Source organism: Caballeronia sp. GAWG2-1 (assembly GCF_023631405.1).
Taxonomy (GTDB): Bacteria; Pseudomonadota; Gammaproteobacteria; order Burkholderiales; family Burkholderiaceae; genus Caballeronia.
Genome location: NZ_JALQDD010000029.1, coordinates 172304 through 192045, shown reverse-complemented (window position 1 = coordinate 192045; position 19742 = coordinate 172304). Strand labels below are relative to the sequence as shown.

Annotated in this window: 22 protein-coding genes; 12 read left to right on the top strand and 10 right to left on the bottom strand. The window is 59.7% G+C overall.

Annotated elements, in window-relative coordinates:
- The first annotated feature begins 107 nt into the window (after nt 1–107).
- The 3 genes from NCR98_RS20060 to catC all read left to right on the top strand — a co-directional run bounded on the left by NCR98_RS20060 (nt 108) and on the right by catC (nt 2614).
- Complete coding sequence (locus tag NCR98_RS20060; RefSeq protein WP_244828892.1) at nt 108–1031, top strand: LysR family transcriptional regulator; 924 nt, start codon at nt 108–110, stop codon at nt 1029–1031.
- Nucleotides 1032–1135: 104 nt separating this feature from the next.
- Nucleotides 1136–2263, top strand: a complete 1128-nt coding sequence (locus NCR98_RS20055; protein WP_250527066.1) for a muconate/chloromuconate family cycloisomerase — start codon at nt 1136–1138, stop codon at nt 2261–2263.
- 72 nt (nt 2264–2335) lie between these two features.
- Nucleotides 2336–2614 (top strand): muconolactone Delta-isomerase, encoded by a 279-nt coding sequence (catC, locus tag NCR98_RS20050; protein WP_250527065.1) that lies wholly within the window; start codon nt 2336–2338, stop codon nt 2612–2614.
- Between the two features lie 15 nt (nt 2615–2629).
- Here the strand turns inward: catC and NCR98_RS20045 are convergent, their stop codons facing one another.
- The gene (locus tag NCR98_RS20045; RefSeq protein WP_250467598.1) at nt 2630–2851 is read right to left on the bottom strand and encodes a hypothetical protein; all 222 of its coding nucleotides are present in this window, start codon (nt 2849–2851) and stop codon (nt 2630–2632) included.
- Nucleotides 2852–3146: 295 nt separating this feature from the next.
- On the opposite strand from NCR98_RS20045, the gene NCR98_RS20040 reads away from it, so the two are divergent.
- Nucleotides 3147–3431, top strand: a complete 285-nt coding sequence (locus tag NCR98_RS20040) for a hypothetical protein (protein ID WP_250527064.1) — start codon at nt 3147–3149, stop codon at nt 3429–3431.
- Between the two features lie 72 nt (nt 3432–3503).
- Here NCR98_RS20040 and NCR98_RS20035 read toward each other — a convergent pair whose 3' ends face one another.
- From NCR98_RS20035 to NCR98_RS20015, 5 genes are all read right to left on the bottom strand, one after another.
- Nucleotides 3504–3932 carry a PaaI family thioesterase gene (locus tag NCR98_RS20035; RefSeq protein ID WP_250527063.1) on the bottom strand — a complete coding sequence of 143 codons (429 nt, stop codon included), beginning with the start codon at nt 3930–3932 and terminating at the stop codon, nt 3504–3506.
- Between the two features lie 61 nt (nt 3933–3993).
- Nucleotides 3994–4659, bottom strand: a complete 666-nt coding sequence (locus NCR98_RS20030) for a DUF4286 family protein (protein ID WP_250527062.1) — start codon at nt 4657–4659, stop codon at nt 3994–3996.
- Nucleotides 4660–4713: 54 nt separating this feature from the next.
- Nucleotides 4714–6078 carry an MFS transporter gene (locus NCR98_RS20025; protein ID WP_250527061.1) on the bottom strand — a complete coding sequence of 455 codons (1365 nt, stop codon included), beginning with the start codon at nt 6076–6078 and terminating at the stop codon, nt 4714–4716.
- A gap of 99 nt (nt 6079–6177) precedes the next feature.
- Complete coding sequence (locus NCR98_RS20020; protein WP_250510452.1) at nt 6178–6993, bottom strand: IclR family transcriptional regulator; 816 nt, start codon at nt 6991–6993, stop codon at nt 6178–6180.
- A 125-nt stretch (nt 6994–7118) separates the two neighbouring features.
- Nucleotides 7119–8066 carry a LysR family transcriptional regulator gene (locus NCR98_RS20015; protein ID WP_250467594.1) on the bottom strand — a complete coding sequence of 316 codons (948 nt, stop codon included), beginning with the start codon at nt 8064–8066 and terminating at the stop codon, nt 7119–7121.
- Nucleotides 8067–8167: 101 nt separating this feature from the next.
- Between NCR98_RS20015 and NCR98_RS20010 the strand changes: the two genes are divergently transcribed.
- Together NCR98_RS20010 and NCR98_RS20005 are read left to right on the top strand one after the other, a co-directional pair.
- Entirely contained in the window at nt 8168–8827 is a 660-nt protein-coding gene (locus NCR98_RS20010) for an NAD(P)-dependent oxidoreductase (RefSeq protein WP_250467593.1), read from the top strand.
- A gap of 79 nt (nt 8828–8906) precedes the next feature.
- The gene (locus NCR98_RS20005) at nt 8907–9329 is read left to right on the top strand and encodes an H-NS histone family protein (RefSeq protein ID WP_350029314.1); all 423 of its coding nucleotides are present in this window, start codon (nt 8907–8909) and stop codon (nt 9327–9329) included.
- 70 nt (nt 9330–9399) lie between these two features.
- Here the strand turns inward: NCR98_RS20005 and NCR98_RS20000 are convergent, their stop codons facing one another.
- The gene (locus tag NCR98_RS20000; RefSeq protein WP_250527059.1) at nt 9400–10158 is read right to left on the bottom strand and encodes an SDR family NAD(P)-dependent oxidoreductase; all 759 of its coding nucleotides are present in this window, start codon (nt 10156–10158) and stop codon (nt 9400–9402) included.
- 93 nt (nt 10159–10251) lie between these two features.
- Here NCR98_RS20000 and NCR98_RS19995 point away from each other — a divergent pair, with 93 nt between their 5' ends.
- Complete coding sequence (locus tag NCR98_RS19995) at nt 10252–11154, top strand: LysR family transcriptional regulator (protein ID WP_250527058.1); 903 nt, start codon at nt 10252–10254, stop codon at nt 11152–11154.
- A gap of 28 nt (nt 11155–11182) precedes the next feature.
- On the opposite strand, the gene NCR98_RS19990 is transcribed toward NCR98_RS19995, so the two are convergent.
- On the bottom strand, nt 11183–12583 hold the full coding sequence (locus NCR98_RS19990) for a GntP family permease (RefSeq protein ID WP_250467590.1): 1401 nt from the start codon (nt 12581–12583) through the stop codon (nt 11183–11185).
- A gap of 296 nt (nt 12584–12879) precedes the next feature.
- On the opposite strand from NCR98_RS19990, the gene NCR98_RS19985 reads away from it, so the two are divergent.
- From NCR98_RS19985 to NCR98_RS19975, 3 genes are all read left to right on the top strand, one after another.
- The gene (locus tag NCR98_RS19985; RefSeq protein ID WP_250527057.1) at nt 12880–14310 is read left to right on the top strand and encodes a sigma-54 interaction domain-containing protein; all 1431 of its coding nucleotides are present in this window, start codon (nt 12880–12882) and stop codon (nt 14308–14310) included.
- Nucleotides 14311–14444: 134 nt separating this feature from the next.
- Nucleotides 14445–14699 carry a hypothetical protein gene (locus NCR98_RS19980; protein WP_244828876.1) on the top strand — a complete coding sequence of 85 codons (255 nt, stop codon included), beginning with the start codon at nt 14445–14447 and terminating at the stop codon, nt 14697–14699.
- A 78-nt stretch (nt 14700–14777) separates the two neighbouring features.
- Nucleotides 14778–16001, top strand: a complete 1224-nt coding sequence (locus tag NCR98_RS19975; protein WP_250527056.1) for a serine hydrolase domain-containing protein — start codon at nt 14778–14780, stop codon at nt 15999–16001.
- Between the two features lie 6 nt (nt 16002–16007).
- On the opposite strand, the gene NCR98_RS19970 is transcribed toward NCR98_RS19975, so the two are convergent.
- Nucleotides 16008–16577 (bottom strand): lipocalin family protein, encoded by a 570-nt coding sequence (locus NCR98_RS19970; RefSeq protein WP_250467586.1) that lies wholly within the window; start codon nt 16575–16577, stop codon nt 16008–16010.
- A gap of 501 nt (nt 16578–17078) precedes the next feature.
- On the opposite strand from NCR98_RS19970, the gene NCR98_RS19965 reads away from it, so the two are divergent.
- Nucleotides 17079–18059, top strand: coding sequence for an AEC family transporter (locus NCR98_RS19965; protein WP_250527055.1), 981 nt, complete (start codon nt 17079–17081; stop codon nt 18057–18059).
- Between the two features lie 125 nt (nt 18060–18184).
- On the opposite strand, the gene NCR98_RS19960 is transcribed toward NCR98_RS19965, so the two are convergent.
- The gene (locus NCR98_RS19960; RefSeq protein WP_250527054.1) at nt 18185–18424 is read right to left on the bottom strand and encodes a DUF4148 domain-containing protein; all 240 of its coding nucleotides are present in this window, start codon (nt 18422–18424) and stop codon (nt 18185–18187) included.
- Nucleotides 18425–19148: 724 nt separating this feature from the next.
- On the opposite strand from NCR98_RS19960, the gene NCR98_RS19955 reads away from it, so the two are divergent.
- On the top strand, nt 19149–19700 hold the full coding sequence (locus tag NCR98_RS19955) for an NADPH-dependent FMN reductase (protein WP_244828871.1): 552 nt from the start codon (nt 19149–19151) through the stop codon (nt 19698–19700).
- Nucleotides 19701–19742 lie beyond the last annotated feature (42 nt).

Sequence of the window (19742 nt, the reverse complement as noted above, 5' to 3'; positions counted from 1 at the left end):
GGAAGGTATGATCGGCGGCGAAAACAGAGTGTGATTGCAGAATAATGAGCCGCTAGAGCGCCGTCCAACACTGATTTGGTATCGGGCTATACCAAGGAGGTATAGAAATGGAATTGCGACACTTGCGCTATTTCGTGGCCGTGGCGGAAGAGCGGAACTTCACGCGCGCCGCGCAGCGGCTCAACATCGCGCAGCCGCCACTGAGCCGTCAGATTCAGCAGCTCGAAGAGACGCTGGGCGTTCAACTGCTCGAGCGCAACTCGCGGCCGCTCAAGCTAACAGAGACGGGCAAGTTCTTTTATTCGCATGCCGCGCAGCTGATTGCGCAGACGTCCGAACTCGAATCGATGACAAGGCGCGTTGGCAATATCGAACGCAGCTTGTCCGTTGGTTTCGTAGGCTCGACGCTATACGGCATGCTGCCCAAGATCATCCGCCGCTTTCGCGACGAAAATCCTACCGTCGAGTTGAGCCTGCATGAGATGTCGACGATGGACCAGCTTCGCGCGCTCAAGGACGGTCATATCGACGTGGGGTTCGGTCGAATCCGCAATGAAGACGCGAATATTCGCCGGGTCATTCTGCGGGAAGAAAAAATGATCGTGGCGCTTCCGCAGGGGCATGCGCTCTCGGTTCTCAAGCCGGTGCTCGCGCTGCGTGACTTGCTCAACGAAACGTTGATCGTCTATCCGAAGGCGCCTCGCCCGAGTTACGCGGACCAGGTGCTTGCCGCTTTCAAGGACCGGGCGCTCGAACCCCGGCGAATTTACGAAGTGCGCGAGCTGCAGATAGCGCTTGGTCTCGTGGCGGCGGGTGAAGGCATCTCGATCGTGCCGAGCAGTGTGTATGGCCTCAAGCGTGATGATGTGAGTTACAAGGACCTGGACGACCCCACGCTGGTTTCGCCCATCATCATGAGCATGCGAGCGCTAGACGAATCGCGCGACATACGCGAGATGCTCGAATTGATTTATCGGCTCTACGATGAGGAACACGTGCCTTACGCGCCCCGCACCGACCGGGGGCGCTAAGTTTCGATACCTGGCGAGTATGGCATTAGACGTCGAAGGTCTTGGACAAGGTGTTATTCGCCGTTCGATACTTCGTTCAACCCATCCACTTCGCCAATCCAGGTATGAACCCTCACATCGAATCCGTCGAGGCGATTCTGGTCGATTTACCGACCATTCGCGCGCATCAGCTTTCCATGGCGACGATGCAGCAACAAACCATGGTCATCATCCGCCTGCGTTCGAGCGATGGCATCGAGGGCATCGGCGAAGCCACGACTATCGGTGGCTTGTCTTACGGCGAGGAAAGTCCCGAGGGTATCAAGCTGACCATCGATACTTACCTGGCTCCGGCGCTCGTCGGACAGGACGCGAACAATATCAACGCGGTCATGCTCAAGCTGAACAAGGTCGCGCGTGGCAACCGCTTCGCCAAGTCGGGGATCGAGACGGCGCTGCTGGATGCGCAAGGCAAACGCCTTGGCGTGCCGGTGTCCACGTTGCTCGGTGGCGCGGTTCGCAAGACGCTGCCGGTGCTGTGGACGCTTGCCAGCGGCGACACGAATCGCGATATCGAAGAAGCCGAGATGCTGCTCGCCGAACGCCGCCACAATGTGTTCAAGCTGAAGATCGGCCGCCGCGGCGTTCGCGATGACGTCGCCCATGTCTCGAAGATAAAGTCGGCTTTGGGTGACCGGGCCAAGGTAACGGTAGACGTCAATCAGGCATGGAGCGAAGTCGATGCCACGCTCGGCATTGCAGCGCTGGAAGCGGCGGGCGTCGATCTCGTCGAGCAACCGACGCCGCGTGAGCATCGCGGCGCGCTTGCCCGGCTCGCCGCGCGATTCAACGTGCCCATCATGGCCGATGAAAGCGTGACCGGTCCCGAAGATGCCCTCGAACTCGTGCGCGACGCATGCGCCGATGTATTCGCGCTGAAGATCGCGAAGTCCGGCGGCATCTTCGGCATGATGCGCACGGCTGCGATTGCCGATGCAGCGGGCGTGCTGCTTTACGGCGGGACGATGCTAGAAGGGAGTATCGGTTCCGTTGCTTCCGCACATGGCTTTAGCGCGCTTCCGCAACTCGCTTGGGGTACGGAGCTCTTTGGGCCGTTATTGCTCAAGGACGACATAGTGACCGCTCGTCCGCGGTATCGCGACTTCGATCTGCATATGCCGGCAGGTCCGGGGCTGGGGCTGCAAATCGACGAGGAAAAGCTGGCGTTTTATCGTCGCGACAAGAAGGCCTGAAGGTTCATTGCCGGATGAGACATGACGCTTGTTTTCGCTTTGCGGAATCAGCGTCGCCGCTTAGGAGGAAATATGCTGTATCTCGTAAGAATGGCCGTGCATCTGCCGCACGACATGCCGCAAGCGCAAGCTGAAGACATCAAGGCTCGCGAGAAGGCGTATTCGCAGCAATTGCAGCGTGAAGGAAAGTGGCAGCAGTTGCATCGCGTGGTTGGTGAGTACGCGAATTTCAGCGTCTTCGACGTGGACTCGCATGACGAGCTTCATACGATCTTGTCCGCGTTGCCTTTGTTTCCGTTCATGACGATGCAGGTGACTGCGCTGGCGCATCATCCTTCTTCTATTCGCTAGCCGCGACTCACGCGATTAGTGATCTTTAGCCCCCTGACGCAAGCGCCTAAGCTGCGTGAACGCGTAGATTGCATAATCCTGAGCCGCGGCCGCCGGGTCCCAGTTGATTGCGCGGCCGATGTCGGGCCACGCTGCTCCGCCTTCCAGCATGCACTCGATAGTCGAAATGTGGCCTTGCGTGACGAGGCCAATTCGCACTTGCGAGTTCTCAGAGAGGTATTTGTTGGTCGTAGGCATGGCTCTGGCTGCTTTTCTAACGGTTGCTTCAATGGCATTACGTTGTCGGGACGTCACGGCTCCGCGTGCATCCTCGGACGCCTGGGCCATGCTTCTCGTGTACCAAAGTAACGTCACAGGGCTGCGGTTTCTATTCGCTACACCACACATCGGCGCGGCCGTCGAAAGGCTACTTACGGGAATGGCGACGGGCGTTTGAAGTCGCACGCTCCGACGCAATGTCTCGACTCATCTTCCGACAAAGAAGGACGTTTGCGCGATGTGCGGTAAGCTAGAGGGCTTTGGGAGACACTTTATGACGCGTTACGTACAGGAAGAGCTCACCGACTTTTGGGGACGCCTGACACCTTACCTCGCGTTGCTCGAATCATCGCAAGAGGGCGATGCGGAACCCGTCAAGGGTCCGATTGGACGCGTAACTGTCGATACGCACGACCGCCAGGCCTTTGCGCTTCACACCACGGATGCAGTGCAGGCCGACGATGCCTCGGACACGCCGACAGGCCAAAGCGCAACGTACACGCGCACCAAGTCGATGGGCGGTGAGTGGGGACCGTGGCAGCACGAAACCTACGTTTAAAGCTTTAATTGAACGATGACACATTGCCAGTGGTTCCTGATCTCACCAGGGCCGCCGGCTTTCAACGGTGCTTCATGCCTTCGAGGAAACCGTAGCGATGGTTGCCTGCATCACCGCTATCAACTTCGGCGCCGATTGAGCATCGCCAATAGCGAACACCTCGCCGGTACAAACAGTCAGAAGCCTGCCCGCGTTGACGACCTTGCCCACGGCTAGAAACGACGTTCCTATTGCGGGCCGCAGAAAATTCACCTTGAATTCCGCCGTCACCACGTCGTGCCCTTCCGGTGCCTTGGTTAAAGCGGCATAGCCACAAGCATTGTCCACGATGCTCGTAATCACACCGGCATGAGCGAAGCCTTGCTGCTGCGATAAAGCCGCTGAAAAGGGCAGACTGATTCGGACTTCGCCTTCGGATACCGACGTCAATGTGGCGCCAAGCGTTTTCATCAAGCCTTGAGCAAAGAAGCTCGATGAAATTCTCGATTCGATATCGTTCATGTCGCGCGTTATGGATAGGCCGGGGATGCCTTTAGTCTAACGGCACTTAGGCTCGTGCGCCTCAAGGCTTATGGCAACTGAAGATGGCGTCGAACAACTCGAATTTTCCTTCGGTCGTCGGAAGCACGCGAGTTGCGTGAGTAATGGCGTTATCGAGCGATGCATGATCGAGCGCCTGTATCACGAGCAGCCCGCAAAAAGCGCCTTCCTGACTACGCCGCATCGACTTTTCTCGTGTGGCAATGGACGTTCCGTCGGTTTGAACCGTCATCGCTTGAACGGTGACGACCCAATCGAGCCGCGCCAAAGCGTCGATCAGTTCTTGCCCTGTCGAACCGGTCAACTCGTCCGGCATGATGTCTTCAAAGCGTGCGATGGCGATATGACTTCCATATCCGCCGACATGACCCCCCTTCAGCACCACTGAACCCCCGCCACGCCGGAAGCGCATCAGGTTCGGCATGATTCGTCGCGTCCATTCGCTCGGGTCGTTGAGACGCGAAAGATAGCCGGTACTCGACATCACGTTCGCAGTGTCGAGCTCGTAGAGCATGAGGTATTCCGAAGGCTTGCTTGCGCGACGCTTGAATACGCGGCCCGAACGAAATCCCGGCACGCCTACCCGCTCGAAGACATGTTCACGCGTGAGCCAGTGCAAGTAATCGGTTTCGTTGTGTGCTTCGATCGTGCTCCAAATGGCGAGCAAACCTGTGTGTCGATCGGTCATGTGCTTTCTCGCGGTATCGATTGAATGGTGGATGGAGGCGTGATTCCACGCGTCTCAGTAAGTAGCCTGATGCGCGCTCGGATTCTGTTTGCCGATGACGTCGTCGGTGGAATCGAGCCGATTCATGTCGATGCCTTTCGTCTCCGGTCCGATCGCGATCATGCAAAAGGACAGCGCATTCAACGACGCCACGAGTGCGACCAATGTCCACGGCGAGCCGTGACTGAGATTCAAAAGCCACGTGGCGACAACCGGAATCGGGCCGCCTGCGAAGAGGCTTGCGCCGGTGAACGCGAGTGCCGATGCCGAGTATCGGACGTTCGTCGGAAAGGCTTCCGCAAACGCGACCGGCTGAATGCCCGTCTGAACCTGAACGAAGCCCATGAAGAGGCCCATGGCGATGGCCATCGTCGCAAAGTTCTTCGTGGCGAGCAGCGGGAAGTAGAACATCATGATGACGAACGTCGCTGCGGATGCGATGAGCAACGCGCGCTTTCGGCCGATGCGGTCGCTCAACAATCCGCCGAGAATGGAACCGGCGATTGCGCATGCGTTGCCGATCATTAGCAGCGTGAACCCAGTCTGCTTCGGCACGCCGAGCGAGTTCGTTAGATAACCGAGCGTGAACACGACCGCAAGATAGAACAGTGCCGTGGGGCCGCAGAAGAAGAGCATCATGCGAATGATGGTCTTGTAGTGAAGACGAAACGCGTCCTTGAGCGGGCTGCTTACGTTGGCTACCGCAGACTGCTTCATCTGCACGAATGCGGGCGTTTCCGACACGCGCAGACGAATGTAGATGCCGACGATCACGAGCAGGAAACTCATGACGAAGGGAATGCGCCAGCCGTAACTCGTGAAGGCATCGGCGCTCATTGTCGCGGATAGAATCAACAGAACGGCATTGGCGAGGATCTGACTCAGCGGCGCACACATGCCGATCAAGCCGGAGTATTTTCCGCGCCGGTCCGCGGGCGCGTGTTCGAGCGCCATCAGTTGTCCGCCGGTGGATTCGCCACCGAGCGCGAATCCCTGGATGATGCGCAAGACGACGAGCAGAATGGGCGCGAGCATGCCGATCTGCAGGTAAGTCGGAAGCAAGCCCATCAACACGGAGGTGATGCCCATCACCGAGACCGTGCCGAGCATGAGGTTGCGCCGTCCGATTTTGTCGCCGAAATGGCCGCAAATGATGGCGCCAAGCGGCCGCGCCGCGAGACCCACGCTGAAGGTCGCGAGCGACGCCAGCAGCGCGGAGTTTGGCTCCATGCTCGGGAAGAAGAGTTTGGGAAGCACCGTGGCCGCGACCGAACCGTAAAGCGTGAAGTCGAACCATTCGAGCGCCGTTCCGAGCGTGGCGGCGCTTACCGCGCGATTCGCCATGGAGCGTTGCGAGCCGTCCGCGTTTTCCATTCCCATTTGTGTCTCCTCCTGATGTGTCAGAATCGATCTTCGGGTTATATATTTAGTTATACGATTTAATGAGGACGCGTTTTCAACGCTTTGTTTCGCCGCGCATCAACTAGCGATGCTGACCGCGAAGTTAGGGCCTTTCATCGCCTGACGAAGCATGGGCGACACTCCGCTTGCTTCAGACAGCTCTTTCGACGTCGACATCAATGACGGCACGAGCTCTTTCATCTTTGCGTCGGTCAATCGCGACATGGGTCCCGCGATGATGAGAATTGCGCGAACCTCGCCGTTCTCGGCATGCACGGTTGTCGCCATCGAGCTCATCGCAGGCAAGAACATGTCGTGCGTGGTTGCGTAACCGTTGGCGCGGGCGGCATCGATATGCGGAATCAGTGCCTTGAACGTCGTGGGCGCGTTCGGGCCGAAATCCGACGGCACGCCGAATCCCTGTTTCGATACGAGCCGCATGACTTCTTCGTCGCTCTTGCCCGCGAGCCAAATCATTCCCGCCGCGCTGCAGGACAACGTAACGGGGCGTCCCATCTCCGGGTCGTAGCGAATGCCTTGCCGCGCGCCTTGCGCCTTCGCGACATAGATCAGTTGTTCGCCATCGACGATTGCAAGCCGCACCAATTCTCCCGATGTCGATGCGAGACGCTCCAGAATGGGCTGCGCAATATCGACGACGCCGCCCGCGCTCAAGAAACGCAGTCCAAGCGACGGCATCTTCATGGTCAGCGTGAATTCCCCGCGCCGTTCGTCTTTGCGAACGTAGTCCTGCTCCATGAGGTCGGCGAGCAAGCGGTGCGTCGCGGTAATGGGCAGGTCGAGACTCGTCGACAACTCGGAGAGCGTCTTGCCCTCTGGCGAGTTGGCAAGCTCTTCCAGCACACGAAGAATGCGTTCAGCGACGGCGCTCATGGTCGGGGCATCGGACGGTTGTTGTTCGTCGACTCGGGGTATGCGTGCCATTCTAGTGAAAAGTCTTTGCAAATTGCAAACTCTTTTCACTTTTATGTTTTGGATGTTTTTGGGGCCCGGGGTGTTCACCTATCCCGAGTCGACGGAAGACGGGTGAAGTAAGCCTTCAACGCTTCGACCGCTGCGCGAACCTTCGCAGGCTCGGTGCTCTTCTTCGGCGATACCAACGTCACCGGTAGCACAGGAAGCCGCCAGTCTGGAAGCACATGAACGAGCGTCCGACGCTTGATCGAGCTTTGCGCGTCGATATATGCCAAACGCGCAATGCCTAAACCTTGTTCGCAGATCTGTTGAACCGTGGGTTGTGTAGTGCTTGCAATGCGCACTGGCGCGCGCACCGTCTCTTTCACGCGCTTGTCTCCTTGCAAATCGAGGACGAGCGAAGGTGCGTCATCGTCGGGCGTGCTGGCGTTCTGGCCGGATTCGTCCAGTTCGCGTTCCAGCGATATCCAATGATGCGTCGTCAGTTCTTGCGGACTTTGCGGCGTGCCGTGACGCTGCAAGTACGCCGGCGAGGCGCAGAGAATCGTTTCGAGTTCGCAGAGTGGACGGCCGACCCAACCGGAATCCGCGAGCTTGCCAACGCGAATGGCGATATCGACGCGCGCATCGATGAGATCGACCATCTCGTCGCTGACCAAAAGGCGCAGTCGCAACTTTGGCCACGTGGAAAGGACCGGAGCCAGCGCGGGCGCGATATACGACCCGAAGCCAATCGGCGCGGCGACGCGCAATTCGCCGGTTGGCGCGTCCCGTGCCTGAGCGAGCGATTCGGACGCTGCTTTCCACGCCTCGATCAACCTCAGGCAATGGGCGTAACAGCGCTCGCCGTCCTCGGTCAGCGTCAATTTGCGCGTCGACCGATGAAGCAAGGTCACACCGGATTCCCGTTCAAGCGCCTTGATTGCCTGACTCACCGCCGATGCACTCATCCCTAGACGCGCAGCGGCAGCGCTCATGGAACCGTGGGAGACGGTCTCCGCAAAGATCACGAACGGCCGAAGATCATTCATTTTGAAGTGTGACTTAAATTTGATTGTCGTTTTCGGCGGATTATAAATCGCTGCTTGAGAAGCTAGCATCCTCGTATCGCTATTTTTTTAGAGGATGTCACGTGAAAGTCGCTCTCATTGGTTCGACCGGTTTTGTTGGAACGCATCTCAAGAAAGAACTTCTTCAACGAGGCCACGAGGTCACGGTATTGCTTCGCAACGCCGCAAGCGCGGCGTCGTCCGAGCGTCTCAAAGTCGTTGTCGGCGACGCGTATTCGTGGGAGTCGGTGGCGAACGCCGTGCGCGGTCACGATGCCGTGGTGTCCGCGTTCAACCCCGGATGGAACGACCCCGAGCTGTTCGAGAACTTCACTCGCGGCAATTCGGCAATCGTTCGCGGCGTCGAGGCAAGCGGCGTTCGGCGCTATGTGGTCATTGGCGGCGCCGCGAGCCTGTTCGTCGCGCCTGGCGTGCAACTCATCGATACCGACGAGTTCAGTTCGCATGTGCCGGCGAACATCATTCCGGGCGCAACCGCCGCCCGCGACGCGCTCAATGCAATTCGCGGCAACACGGTCCTGGATTGGACTTTCGTAAGCCCGCCCGCTTTTCTCGAAGAAGGTGAGCGCACGGGTTCTTATCGACTTGGCTCGGAAAACCTTTTAATGGATGGCGACAAGCCGGCCGGCATCTCCGTCGCCGATTTAGCGGTCGCAGTGGTCGATGAACTGGAGAATCCAAAACACGTCAGAACCAGATTCACGGTTGCGCGCGAACTTTGAGCATTCGAAGCCGCTGCGAGATTCCATGCGTGGACGTAAGACGCAAAACGGACGAGCAGACTCGTTTCGAGTCCATGGCTTGCGCGAGAAGTCTTATAATGCTTCTACTCCACGCATCGATGGCGATACGGCTCATCGAACAAATACTACGCACATGGCTTATCAAAACCCTGAAATTACCCGCCTCGTCGCGCAGCAGCAAGCGCTGGAGCGGCAGTTGAACGAAGCTAAAGAACAAGAGACGCAGCTCGTACTGAAGGAAATCGTTCAGAAGATGCGTCAGTACGGTATTTCGCTTAACGAATTGTTTGGCCCGAAGTCGGGCGCCCAGCGCGCCGACGCCCCGGCGAAATATCGCGACCCGGTGAGCGGCGCGACCTGGAGCGGCCGCGGCCGTGCGCCGCAATGGATTGCCGGGAAAGACCGCGACGAGTTTCTCGTCGACAAGGGCGAAAATGTCCGCGCGATGGTTCAAGCCGCGCTATTCCCCGAAAAGCATTAAGTCGAAAGAAAGCTCGCCCGCGCCCGCTTCGAACCACGGGCGCAGCGATCTATTTTCCTATGCGTAGGCGTTAAATCGCCATGCCGCCCGACACTTCAATACGCTGAGCGTTGATCCACCGATTATCTTCGGAGAGCAGCGACGCGATCATCGGGCCAATGTCGTCGGGTAATCCGGCACGGCCCAGCGCCGTCATGTCGGCAATGCGCTTATTCAGCTCGGCATTATCCCGCACTATTCCGCCGCTGAAATCCGTCTGAATTGCACCGGGCGCGACCACGTTCACTGCGATCCGGCGCGGCGCGAGTTCCTTCGCCATGTATTTCGTCAATATTTCGACCGCGCCCTTAAGCGAGCCGTAAGCGCCGCTTTCCGGTACGATGATTCGCGTCAGCCCGGAAGACAAGTTGACGATCTTCCCGCCGTCGCGAATAAGCGGCAGCAGCTTCTGCGTCAAAAAGAACACGCCTTTGAAGTGCACGTTATATAGGCCATCCAATTCTTCCTCGGTCGTTTTCTCGATGCTGTTGTGATGTGACGTACCCGCATTGTTGATGAGGAAATCGAAGCGTTCTGCTTTCCATTCGGCTAGCGTTTCGCGGACCTTGCCGATAAAGCTATCGAAGGCGCCGACATTTCCAGTGTCTAGCCGAAGCGCCACTGCTTTTCGACCGAGATCGGACACGGAGCGGACGACGTTTTCAGCTTCCTCGCGATTCCGGTGATAAGTAAAGATAATATCGACGCCTCGCTTGGCGAGATTCAGCACTGTGTTTCGGCCTAAGCCCCGGCTGCCGCCGGTGACAATCGCAATCTTTTCTGCGGACATGTTTGCTCTCCTGTGACAGGAGACAGAATAGCCAACCGAGCCTCGAAAGATAACGTGCTCGAGTCTGCACAGGGTGTACTGAAAGAGCGAACAATGGGACCCAACCTCAAGGAACTGGAAGCATTCGTGGCCGTCGTCGAAGCGGGCGGTTTTCGCGATGCCGCGCGCGCCATCGGCAGCAGCCCTTCCGGCGTAAGCGAAGCGGTGCGCCGTCTCGAAGCCCGCACCGGCGTGCGTTTGCTTCATCGCACGACACGCAGCGTCACGACGACCGAAGCGGGTGCGCGTCTCTTGGCTCGACTCAAGCCCGCGCTCGATGGCCTCGACGCAGCGCTGGACGTGGTGAACGGCTTTCGGGACAAGCCAGCTGGCAAGTTGAAGCTGAATGTGCCGGTGGTCGCGGCCAAACTCATCCTGCCGCGCCTGGTGCCGGCGTTTCTCGCGGCTTACCCGGATATCGAACTGGAGGTGATTGCCGACGACGGCTTCATCGACCTGATGGCGGAAGGATGCGACGCAGGCATCCGCTACGGCGAACGTCTGGAGCAGGACATGATCGCCGTTCCTATCGGTCCGCGCGAGCAACGAATGGCGCTCGGTGCGTCACCCGCGTATCTGGAGCGTCGCGGTCGTCCTCAGCATCCGAGCGAACTCTTGCAGCATGCGTGTGTGCGCTATCGCTTCGCGAGCGGCGCGATGACCACATGGGAATTCGAGCGCGACGGCGGGCACATTCGCGTCGAGCCGAGCGGCCCGCTCATCGTTCGAGCGGGCGCCGCAACCGATCTTGGAATAGATGCCGCGCTGGCGGGTTGCGGCATCGTGCAACTCTTCGACGACTGGATGAAGCCGTTCTTCGAGAACGGCTCGCTCGAGCCTGTGCTCGAACCTTGGTGGCAGCGGTTTCCGGGGCCGTTTCTGTACTATTCCGGTCACCGCTACGTGCCGACGCCGCTGCGTGCGTTTCTGGATTTCATCCGCTCGGCGTCGTTCTGAAGCGCGACGCGAACAGCACTTCCAACGCTCAAACCAGCCCCGTCATGTAATACACCGCGATCACGAAGAACACCGCGAGCGTCTTGATGACCGTCACCGCAAAGATGTCGCGATACGACTCCCGATGCGTCAGACCCGTCACCGCGAGCAGCGTGATGACGGCGCCGTTGTGCGGCAAGGTGTCCATGCCGCCGCTTGCCATGGCCACGACGCGGTGCAGAACTTCCAGCGGAATATGTGCGGCTTCGGCGCCCTTGATGAAGGTATCGGACATGGCGGCCAGCGCGATACTCATGCCACCCGACGCCGACCCCGTGATGCCCGCGAGCGAACTCACCGATACCGCCGCATTGACGAGCGGATTCGGAATGCTCTTCAGCGCATCGGAGACGACGAGAAAGCCCGGCAACGCGGCGATCACGCCACCGAAGCCATATTCCGACGCCGTGTTCATCGCCGCGAGCAAAGCGCCCGCGACGGCTACGCGCGTGCCCGTGGCGAAGCGATCTTTCACGCGCGAGAAAGCCGTCAGCAACACGAGCACGATGCCGAGCAGCAGCGCGCCTTCGACTGCCCAGATCGCGACGACCGTCTTGACGGCCGTGGTCACGGGCGCATGCACGCCGGGCAGCACTTCCGGCGCGATGGTGTAGCTCGCGCCGTACCACGTTGGAATCCACTTCGTGAGCGCGAAGTTGGCGACGCCCACGAGAATCAGCGGCGCAATCGCCAGCGCCGGATTCGGCAGATTGGTCGACTCGACGCGCTCGGGCTCGTTCACGAGCGAGGTGCCGTAGCCTTCGCCCGTGGCCATCGCGCGGCGGCGGCGCCATTCGAGAAACGTCAGTCCCACCACGATGATGAACACCGAGCCGATCACGCCGAGCCACGGCGCGGCCCAGCCAGTCGTCTTGAAGAACGTCGTCGGGATGATGTTTTGAATCTGCGGCGTGCCCGGCAGCGAATCCATCGTGAACGAGAACGCGCCGAGTGCAATCGCGCCCGGCATGAGGCGCTTGGGAATATTGCTCTGCCTGTACATCTCCGCCGCGAACGGATACACGGCGAACACGACCACGAACAGTGATACGCCGCCGTACGTGAGCAGCGCGCACACCGCGACGATCACCGCATTGACGCGCGACTTGCCGATATAGCGAATCGCGGCGGCAACGATCGACTCCGAGAATCCCGACAGTTCGATGACCTTGCCGAACACCGCGCCAAGCAGGAACACCGGGAAGTACAACTTGACGAAGCCAACCATCTTCTCCATGAAGATGCCCGAAAACACGGGCGCGACGGCTGCCGGGTCGGTCAGCAGAACAGCCGCGAGAGCGGCGATCGGCGCGAAAAGAATGACGCTGTAACCGCGATAAGCGGCCAGCATCAGGAACGCCAGGGCGGCGAGCACGATGATGAACGACATGGAGTCTCCATTGATGTTTTGTTATCACGGGTCTCTCTTGAAGACCCTCGACGCGACTGATCGCGCGCCGCGCGGGCAAATGCAGCTTCCGTGCCATCCGCGTAGTCACCGGGCTTTACGCTCGTTTGACCATGCATGAAGGCCGCAAATGCATTCGGAATGTCTCTGTGCCGAGACAAACTCCCGCGCGTCACGGTCGGGCACGCGCCTCGAAGCCTAGCAGATTGCCCCAATGCAGGCAGTCTCCCGTTTGAGATATCCTGTCTCGATAAAGAGATATCGGAGACAAAAGCAGCATGCTCAACGACTGGATCAACGTTCCCCTGGACTATAGCGACGTCATGCGCCGCGCGATGGAATCGCTTTTCAAGACCTTCGAAAATTTGAGCGAAGGCACCTTCATCGTCGACGCGGACGCCCGCGTCGTCTGGATCAACAAACGCTACGCGGCGCGCTTCGGTTTCCCCGATCCCACCGACGTGATCGGCCTCGATTGCGAAGCGGTCATTCCCAATAGCCTGATGCGCGAAGTCGTCGCGACCGGCAAGCCGATTCTGCTCGACGTGCTGGAGACCGACCGCGAACCGCTCGTCGTCACGCGTTTGCCGCTGAAGGACGAGCGGGGCGCGACCGTTGGCGCCATCGGCTTCGCGCTCTTCGACGAGATGAAAGCGCTCACGCCGCTTTTCGCGCATTACTCGCGCGTGCAGCAGGAACTCATCGCGACGCGCCAGTCGCTCGCGCAGGCGCGGCGCGCCAAGTACACCTTCGCGAGCTTCGTCGGCACGAGTGCGGTGAGTCTCGAAGTGAAGCGGCAAGCACGGCGCGCGGCGCTCGTCGATTCGCCGGTCTTGCTGCTCGGCGAAACCGGCACCGGCAAGGAGCTGCTTGCACACGCGATCCACGGTGCCTCGACACGCGCCGCGAAGCCGCTCGTCACCGTCAACGTGGCCGCGATTCCCGATACCTTGCTCGAAGTCGAGTTCTTCGGCGCGGCACCTGGCGCGTACACCGGCGTGGAGCGCAAGGGACGCGTCGGCAAATTCGAACTCGCCGATGGCGGCACGCTGTTCCTCGATGAAATCGGCGACATGCCGCTGCCGTTGCAGGGCAAGCTCTTGCGCGTGCTGCAGGACAAGGAATTCGAGCCGCTCGGGTCGAACCGCATCGTGCGGGCGGATGTTCGCATCATCGCCGCGACTTCCGCCGATCTGCCCGCGCTTGTCGCGGCGGGGCGCTTTCGCGCGGACCTGTTTTATCGCCTGAACGTGCTGACCATTCACGCGCCGCCCTTGCGCGAGCGTCCGGGCGATATCGAAGCGCTCGCCTATGCCATTCTCGAAGACCTGTCGGGCGAGGCGCGCACGGGCCGCATCCGCCAGTTCGTGCTGCATGAAAACGCGCTGCGGCTGCTAGCCGGTTACGCCTGGCCGGGCAACGTGCGCGAGCTTCGCAACACGCTCGAACGCGCACTCATGCTTTCCGATAGCGAACATATCGATGCCCGCGCGCTCGCAGGCTTCATCGATTCGACACCGGCCGCGCCCGCGCCGCCAATCGAAAGCGCGTCCATGCCCTATGCCGCCGCGATGACCGACTTCGAACGGCGCTTTCTGTCCGACGCCCTGCGCGCGAACAATGGTCGCGTGGCGGAAACGGCGGAACGCATCGGTATCGGGCGGGCGACGCTTTACAAGAAGATCGCCGCGTTGGGCATCGACGTATAGGACATGTAAAGGCATGTGAGATTGTGTCAAACGTGAGCGCGCGCACATTTGCGGCAATCGTCGCGAAAGGCCGGCGTGGCATACTCGCGAAGGCATCGACATCGAAAATAACGACTGAAAACAAGGGGTAAGGGATGAAACTCGGCACTGCGATCGGCTTTTCCGTGATGCTCGCCGCGAGTGCATGGGCACTCGCCGGATGCAGCAGCGCGCCGCCTCTTTTCTCAGCCGATGGCCGTCCCACTCAGCTCGTGCAATGCCCGGCCTACGGCGGCTGGCGTCTTTGCACCGACAACGCGAAGGTCGCCTGCCCCGGCGGCTACGACGTGCTCGAACAATCCAGCGCCGACAACCAGAACGGCTTGTTGATCGCCTGCAAGGCAAACTAGCTGGAACCCGTCGCGCGCTTCCTCATCGAAGCGTGATGCCGCATGCGGCGTCTTTCTCTGTTCTTCGAAGGAGCACCGATGTCCAACGCCGGTTTCGATTCCGCGCGCCTTGCCGAAATGCGCGCCGCCATGCAACGCTTCGTCGATTCCGGTGAGGTCGCGGGCATCGTCACGCTCACCTGGCGGCGCGGCGAGATTGCACAAGTGGATGCGCTCGGCTGGCGCGACACCGGCACGCGCACCCCGATGACGCGCGACACGCTGTTTCGCATTGCGTCGATGACTAAGCCGGTGACGAGCGTCGCCGCGCTCATGCTGGTCGAGGAAGGCCGTCTTGCGCTCGAAGCGCCGGTGGCGAAGTGGTTGCCCGAACTGGCGAACGCGCAGGTGATGCTCGACCCCGAAGGCCCGCTCTCGCAGACCGAGCCGGCGCGCACGCAAATCACGCTGCTCGACTTGCTCACCCATCGCGCGGGCTTCGCATATCACTTCACCGCGACGGGCGAACTCGCCGCCGCGTACGAGAGCGTATTCAACGGCTTCGACGCGATGGTCGATCCCGCAAGTTGGCTGGAACACGTCGCCAGAATTCCGTTGATGTTTCATCCCGGCGAGCGCTGGCAGTACGGCGTGTCCACGGATGTACTCGGCGCGCTGGTGCAACGCGTGTCCGGCATGTCGCTCGGCGAGTTCTTCCGCACGCGCATCTTCGAGCCGCTTGGCATGCACGACACGGCTTTTGCCGTGACGCCCGAACAGGCGACGCGGCTTGCGACGTCCTATGTCGTCGATTCCCCGGGCGCGCAACTAGTGGTGGAGGATCATCCTTCGTCGAGCCGTTGGATCGACGCCGCGCGTTATCAAAGCGGTGGCGGCGGGCTCGTGTCCACCGCCGACGACTATCTGCGTTTCGCGCGTGTGTTGCTTGGACGCGGCCGTCTGCAAGGCGATGCTAAAGAGCGCGCAGCAGGTCCGCGGCTTCTGTCGCACAAGTCCGTCGACTTGATGCGCTCTAACTTTCTTACGCCTGCGCAGCGCGAGATCCCGGCGTTCGGCTATCCATTGTGGCGCGCGCAGGGTTTCGGCCTCGGGCTTTCGGTTGTCGACAATCCGGCGTTTCAATTGCCCGCGGGATATCGTTCGACGGGTTCGTTCAGTTGGCCGGGCGCGCTCGGAACAAGCTGGTTTGCCGATCCCGTCGAGGACATGATCGGCATCATGCTCATTCAGCGGCGTGCGCTCGAACCGTTCCCGCTCGCGCGCGAGTACGAGCGGCTCGTGTATGCGGCTATCGACGACTGACCGTTGTCAGCTTTGCTGCGTCTCCCGCAGCATCGTCACGTCGTAGCCGAGTGCGCGCGTGCGTTCGATCAGCGAGCGCCGCATATCGGGCGATGGCCGCGCGTCGCGCGTGAGAATCCACAGATAGCGGCCGGTCGGTTCGCCGACGATGGACCAGCTGTAGTCGTCGGCGTGATCGAGAATCCAATAGTCGCCGACATAGAACGGCCCGAAAAACGACACCTTCAGCTTCGTTCCGTTCGATCCCGGAACGATCTTCGCGCGTCCTTCCGATGTTTTATATGGCCCGCTCAAGCCGCCTTCGTGGCATGCGTTGATGACCGAGACGAGCCCGTCTTCGCGACGCGCATAGTTCGCGGTCACGCCCTCGCAGCCGCGTTCGAAGCGGTTTTCGTAGCGGGCGAACTCATGCCAGTGGCCGAGGTATCGATCGAGATCGACAGCCTTCGAAGGCTCGGGCACGTTCTCGTTGCCGCTCTTGCGTGCGCCGTTCGAGGCGCATGCCGCAAGCGCCGCAACGCCGCCAAGCGTGATGAGCGCAGCGGCGCCGTAGATCCATGGACTTCTGATTTTCATGTTGCGGGTCTGCTTTTGATTGCGAAGACCTAGCATTGAGCAAACTTCATTCCGATGTTCTTGTGCTCCCGGAAAGCCTCACCTTTCGAGCGTCGGAGGAGGCTTTTGCATGTCTTCCGAGGTTGCAGCATAGAATGCAACTCCTTGTCCCATATCGTTTTTCGTTCGTCGAAATCTAAACCGAGGTCGATTCGACTAGTCGTTTTGACGCGCTCCTGTATTCGCTCACCTCAGGCAAACGGCTGTACGGACGGAGCGCATCAGCGGTCTTCCAGGGTCGAATTGGCGTGCTGGTTGGCACTTTTCGACGTCAAGATGAAAACGTTACAGAACAACGGCTTGTCGACAGAACTTAGAGCACATTAAAACGTTTCGCGGTACGGATAAACTTTGAAGCGTGAGCTTGGGCGGATCTCGCGGCTCACCATCACACCGCTCCCGAAATGCCTCACCTTTTTGACAGCGGGTATTCTCTCGGCTCTTTTCTGTTGAAGCCTTGTCATGCCATCGCCGGATCATCTGCATTTCGCTTTCTCTTCGCTGTCTTCGCTTCTCACGCCGCTTTTCACCATCATCCTGCCGGTCTTCGGACTCATCTTCGCGGGCTACGCGTGCCGCAAGCTCAACAAGCTCGGTCCCGCCGCCGCATCGGAACTGAACCGCTTCGTCGTCTATCTCGCGTTGCCCGCGTTGCTCTTCGACACGATGTCCAGGACGCCGTGGAGCATGCTCGATCAACCGGCGTTCATCGCGGTGTTCGGCATCGGGTCAGCCGTGGTGTTCGTGCTAACGCTTATCGCGCGGCTCGTGCGTGCGCGTCCGCTCGCCGATGCCAGCATCGACGGACTCAACGCTGCTTATGCGAATACCGGTTTCGTCGGCTTGCCGCTTTGTTTGCTGGCGTTCGGCAAGGAAAGTCTCGCGCCCGCCGTCATCGCAACGATCATCACTGTGTGCGTGCTGTTCGCGGTGGCGATCGTGCTGATCGAACTCGGCTTGCAAAGCGAAAAGCACATCTTCTGGACGCTATGGCGCGTGGCGAAGTCGCTTGGCAAGAACCCTCTTTTGATCGCGCCGCTTGCGGGCACGTTGCTGAGCGGTTCGGGCGCGCACGTGCCGGATGGCGCCGAAGCATTTCTAAAGCTGCTGGGCGGCGCGGCGAGTCCTTGTGCGCTGGTTGCGCTCGGACTCTTTCTCGGCGCGAAAGGCGAGGCGCGCAGTCTTCGAACGACGGGCGCACTCGTCACGCTCAAATTGATCGCGCAGCCCTTGCTGACTTACTGGCTGGCGTTTCATGTCTTCAGCATGCCGCCGCTATGGTCGAAGACCGCCGTGATTTTGAGCGCGCTGCCAACCGGCACCGGTCCGTTCATGCTCGCGGAGTTTTATCGACGCGATGGCGGCGTCACTTCGAGCGCCATTCTGTTTTCCACGGTGCTTTCGCTCGTCACCGTGACGCTCTGTCTGACTGTGCTGCTTTGAACCGGCTTCGCCCGCATTCGACCCGTCGCTCGCCCGCGATAAAAAATGCCCGGCGCGCGGGCGTCGGGCAAAGCCACCTTCTGTTCGATGGTGGAGGAGGGCCGGTTTGTTCTGCCTGTCCTTAATTACTGTGCGCTGCTATCGCTGCGAGTGTTGGCTCGCACTTGCGCATGACGTTCCTGATACGGCCGCAGTTGCGGATAGCTCAATGCGTTGACCGCTTCGAGATCGCCCGCGCGACGGGCGCTCGCCAGTTCCGCTTTCACTTCCGCACGCGATTTTGCGCCGTAAGCCGATTGAGCGAAGGCCGGAGCCGTTGCAAAAAGCGCCGAGATGAGCAGGCCGCCGATAAGTGTGCTTTTCATGGAGAACTCCTGGATTCGCTTGCGTCCGGTTGACGCTTGAGAAAAGTCTAGGAGTTTTCCTATTGGACAAAAATACCCATTGAGCCAACACATTGTTGTTGGGAATGGTTGAATGCCGGCGCACGAATCGCAGGTTGGCGGGTGTCACCAAGCGCGATTCTTACCATGCTGGTAAGAATAAATTGAGTTTTGTGGGCTTTTTATGCGGATGCTTCATAGATAGAGTCACGGCATCGATCGAACACGGTCGGCCAAACACTCATTCTGGAGATGTCAAATGAAGCGCATTCTTTCTGCTGTCCTCGCGTCGCTGGCCCTTTTTTCGGCAGTCGGCGCAGCGCAAGCCGCCGATTCGGATCCGACATCGTGCCAAGGTCCCGCATCGCAATGCGGCGTGTTTTTCGGCCACTGATCCGCCGAGGCGCAGCGGTTCGAACGCACTGAAATCATGCTCTTATCGCGGGAATGTTTCGTCAAAGTAACATTTTCGAACCATCTTTTCGGCAAACACCGAGTTATCCACAGTTTCTGTGGATAACAGTGGGGATAATCAGCCACAAACCTCGCAACAATGCGGGGGGAACTGGGTTGCTCAAATCATCGCAAAAATAGGCAGTCTGTTTGGTTCGTGACGGCGGTCAGACGGCTCGCCTATGATGTTGACTCGAAGCCGCGTCGTGTTTTCGCGCGCGGATTTGTTGGCATCCTTCATGGAGCAAACCTCATGGCCTACAAGATTGCGGTGGTCGTCGGAAGTCTGCGACGGGAGTCGTTCAACCGGCGGCTTGCGCACGCAGTCGAATCGCTCGCACCGGAAGATTTCTCGTTCGAGCATCTCGATATCGCCAGCCTGCCGTTGTACAGCCAGGACTACGACAGCGACTATCCCGAAGTCGCGGTGAAATTCAAGCAGAAGATCTCGGAAGCAGACGCGCTCCTTTTCGTCACGCCGGAATACAACCGCTCGATTCCGGGCGTGCTCAAGAATGCGATCGATTGGGGTTCGCGGCCGTGGGGCCAAAGCGCCTGGGGCGGCAAGCCGGGCGCGGTGATCGGCACCTCGGTGGGCGCGATCGGTACGGCTATCGCGCAGTCGCATCTGCGTGGCGTGTGCGCGTATCTCGACATTGCAATGCTCGGTCAGCCCGAGATGTACATCAAGCACGATGACTCGCGTATCGATGCGAACGGCGCAATCGTCAGTGACGACACGCGCAAGTATCTGCAAACCTTCGTCGATAAATACGTCGCGTGGGTCAAGAAAATCGCCGGATAAGAAGGCGTGTTCCAAAACGAATCGGCCCGCGCGTGCGGGCCG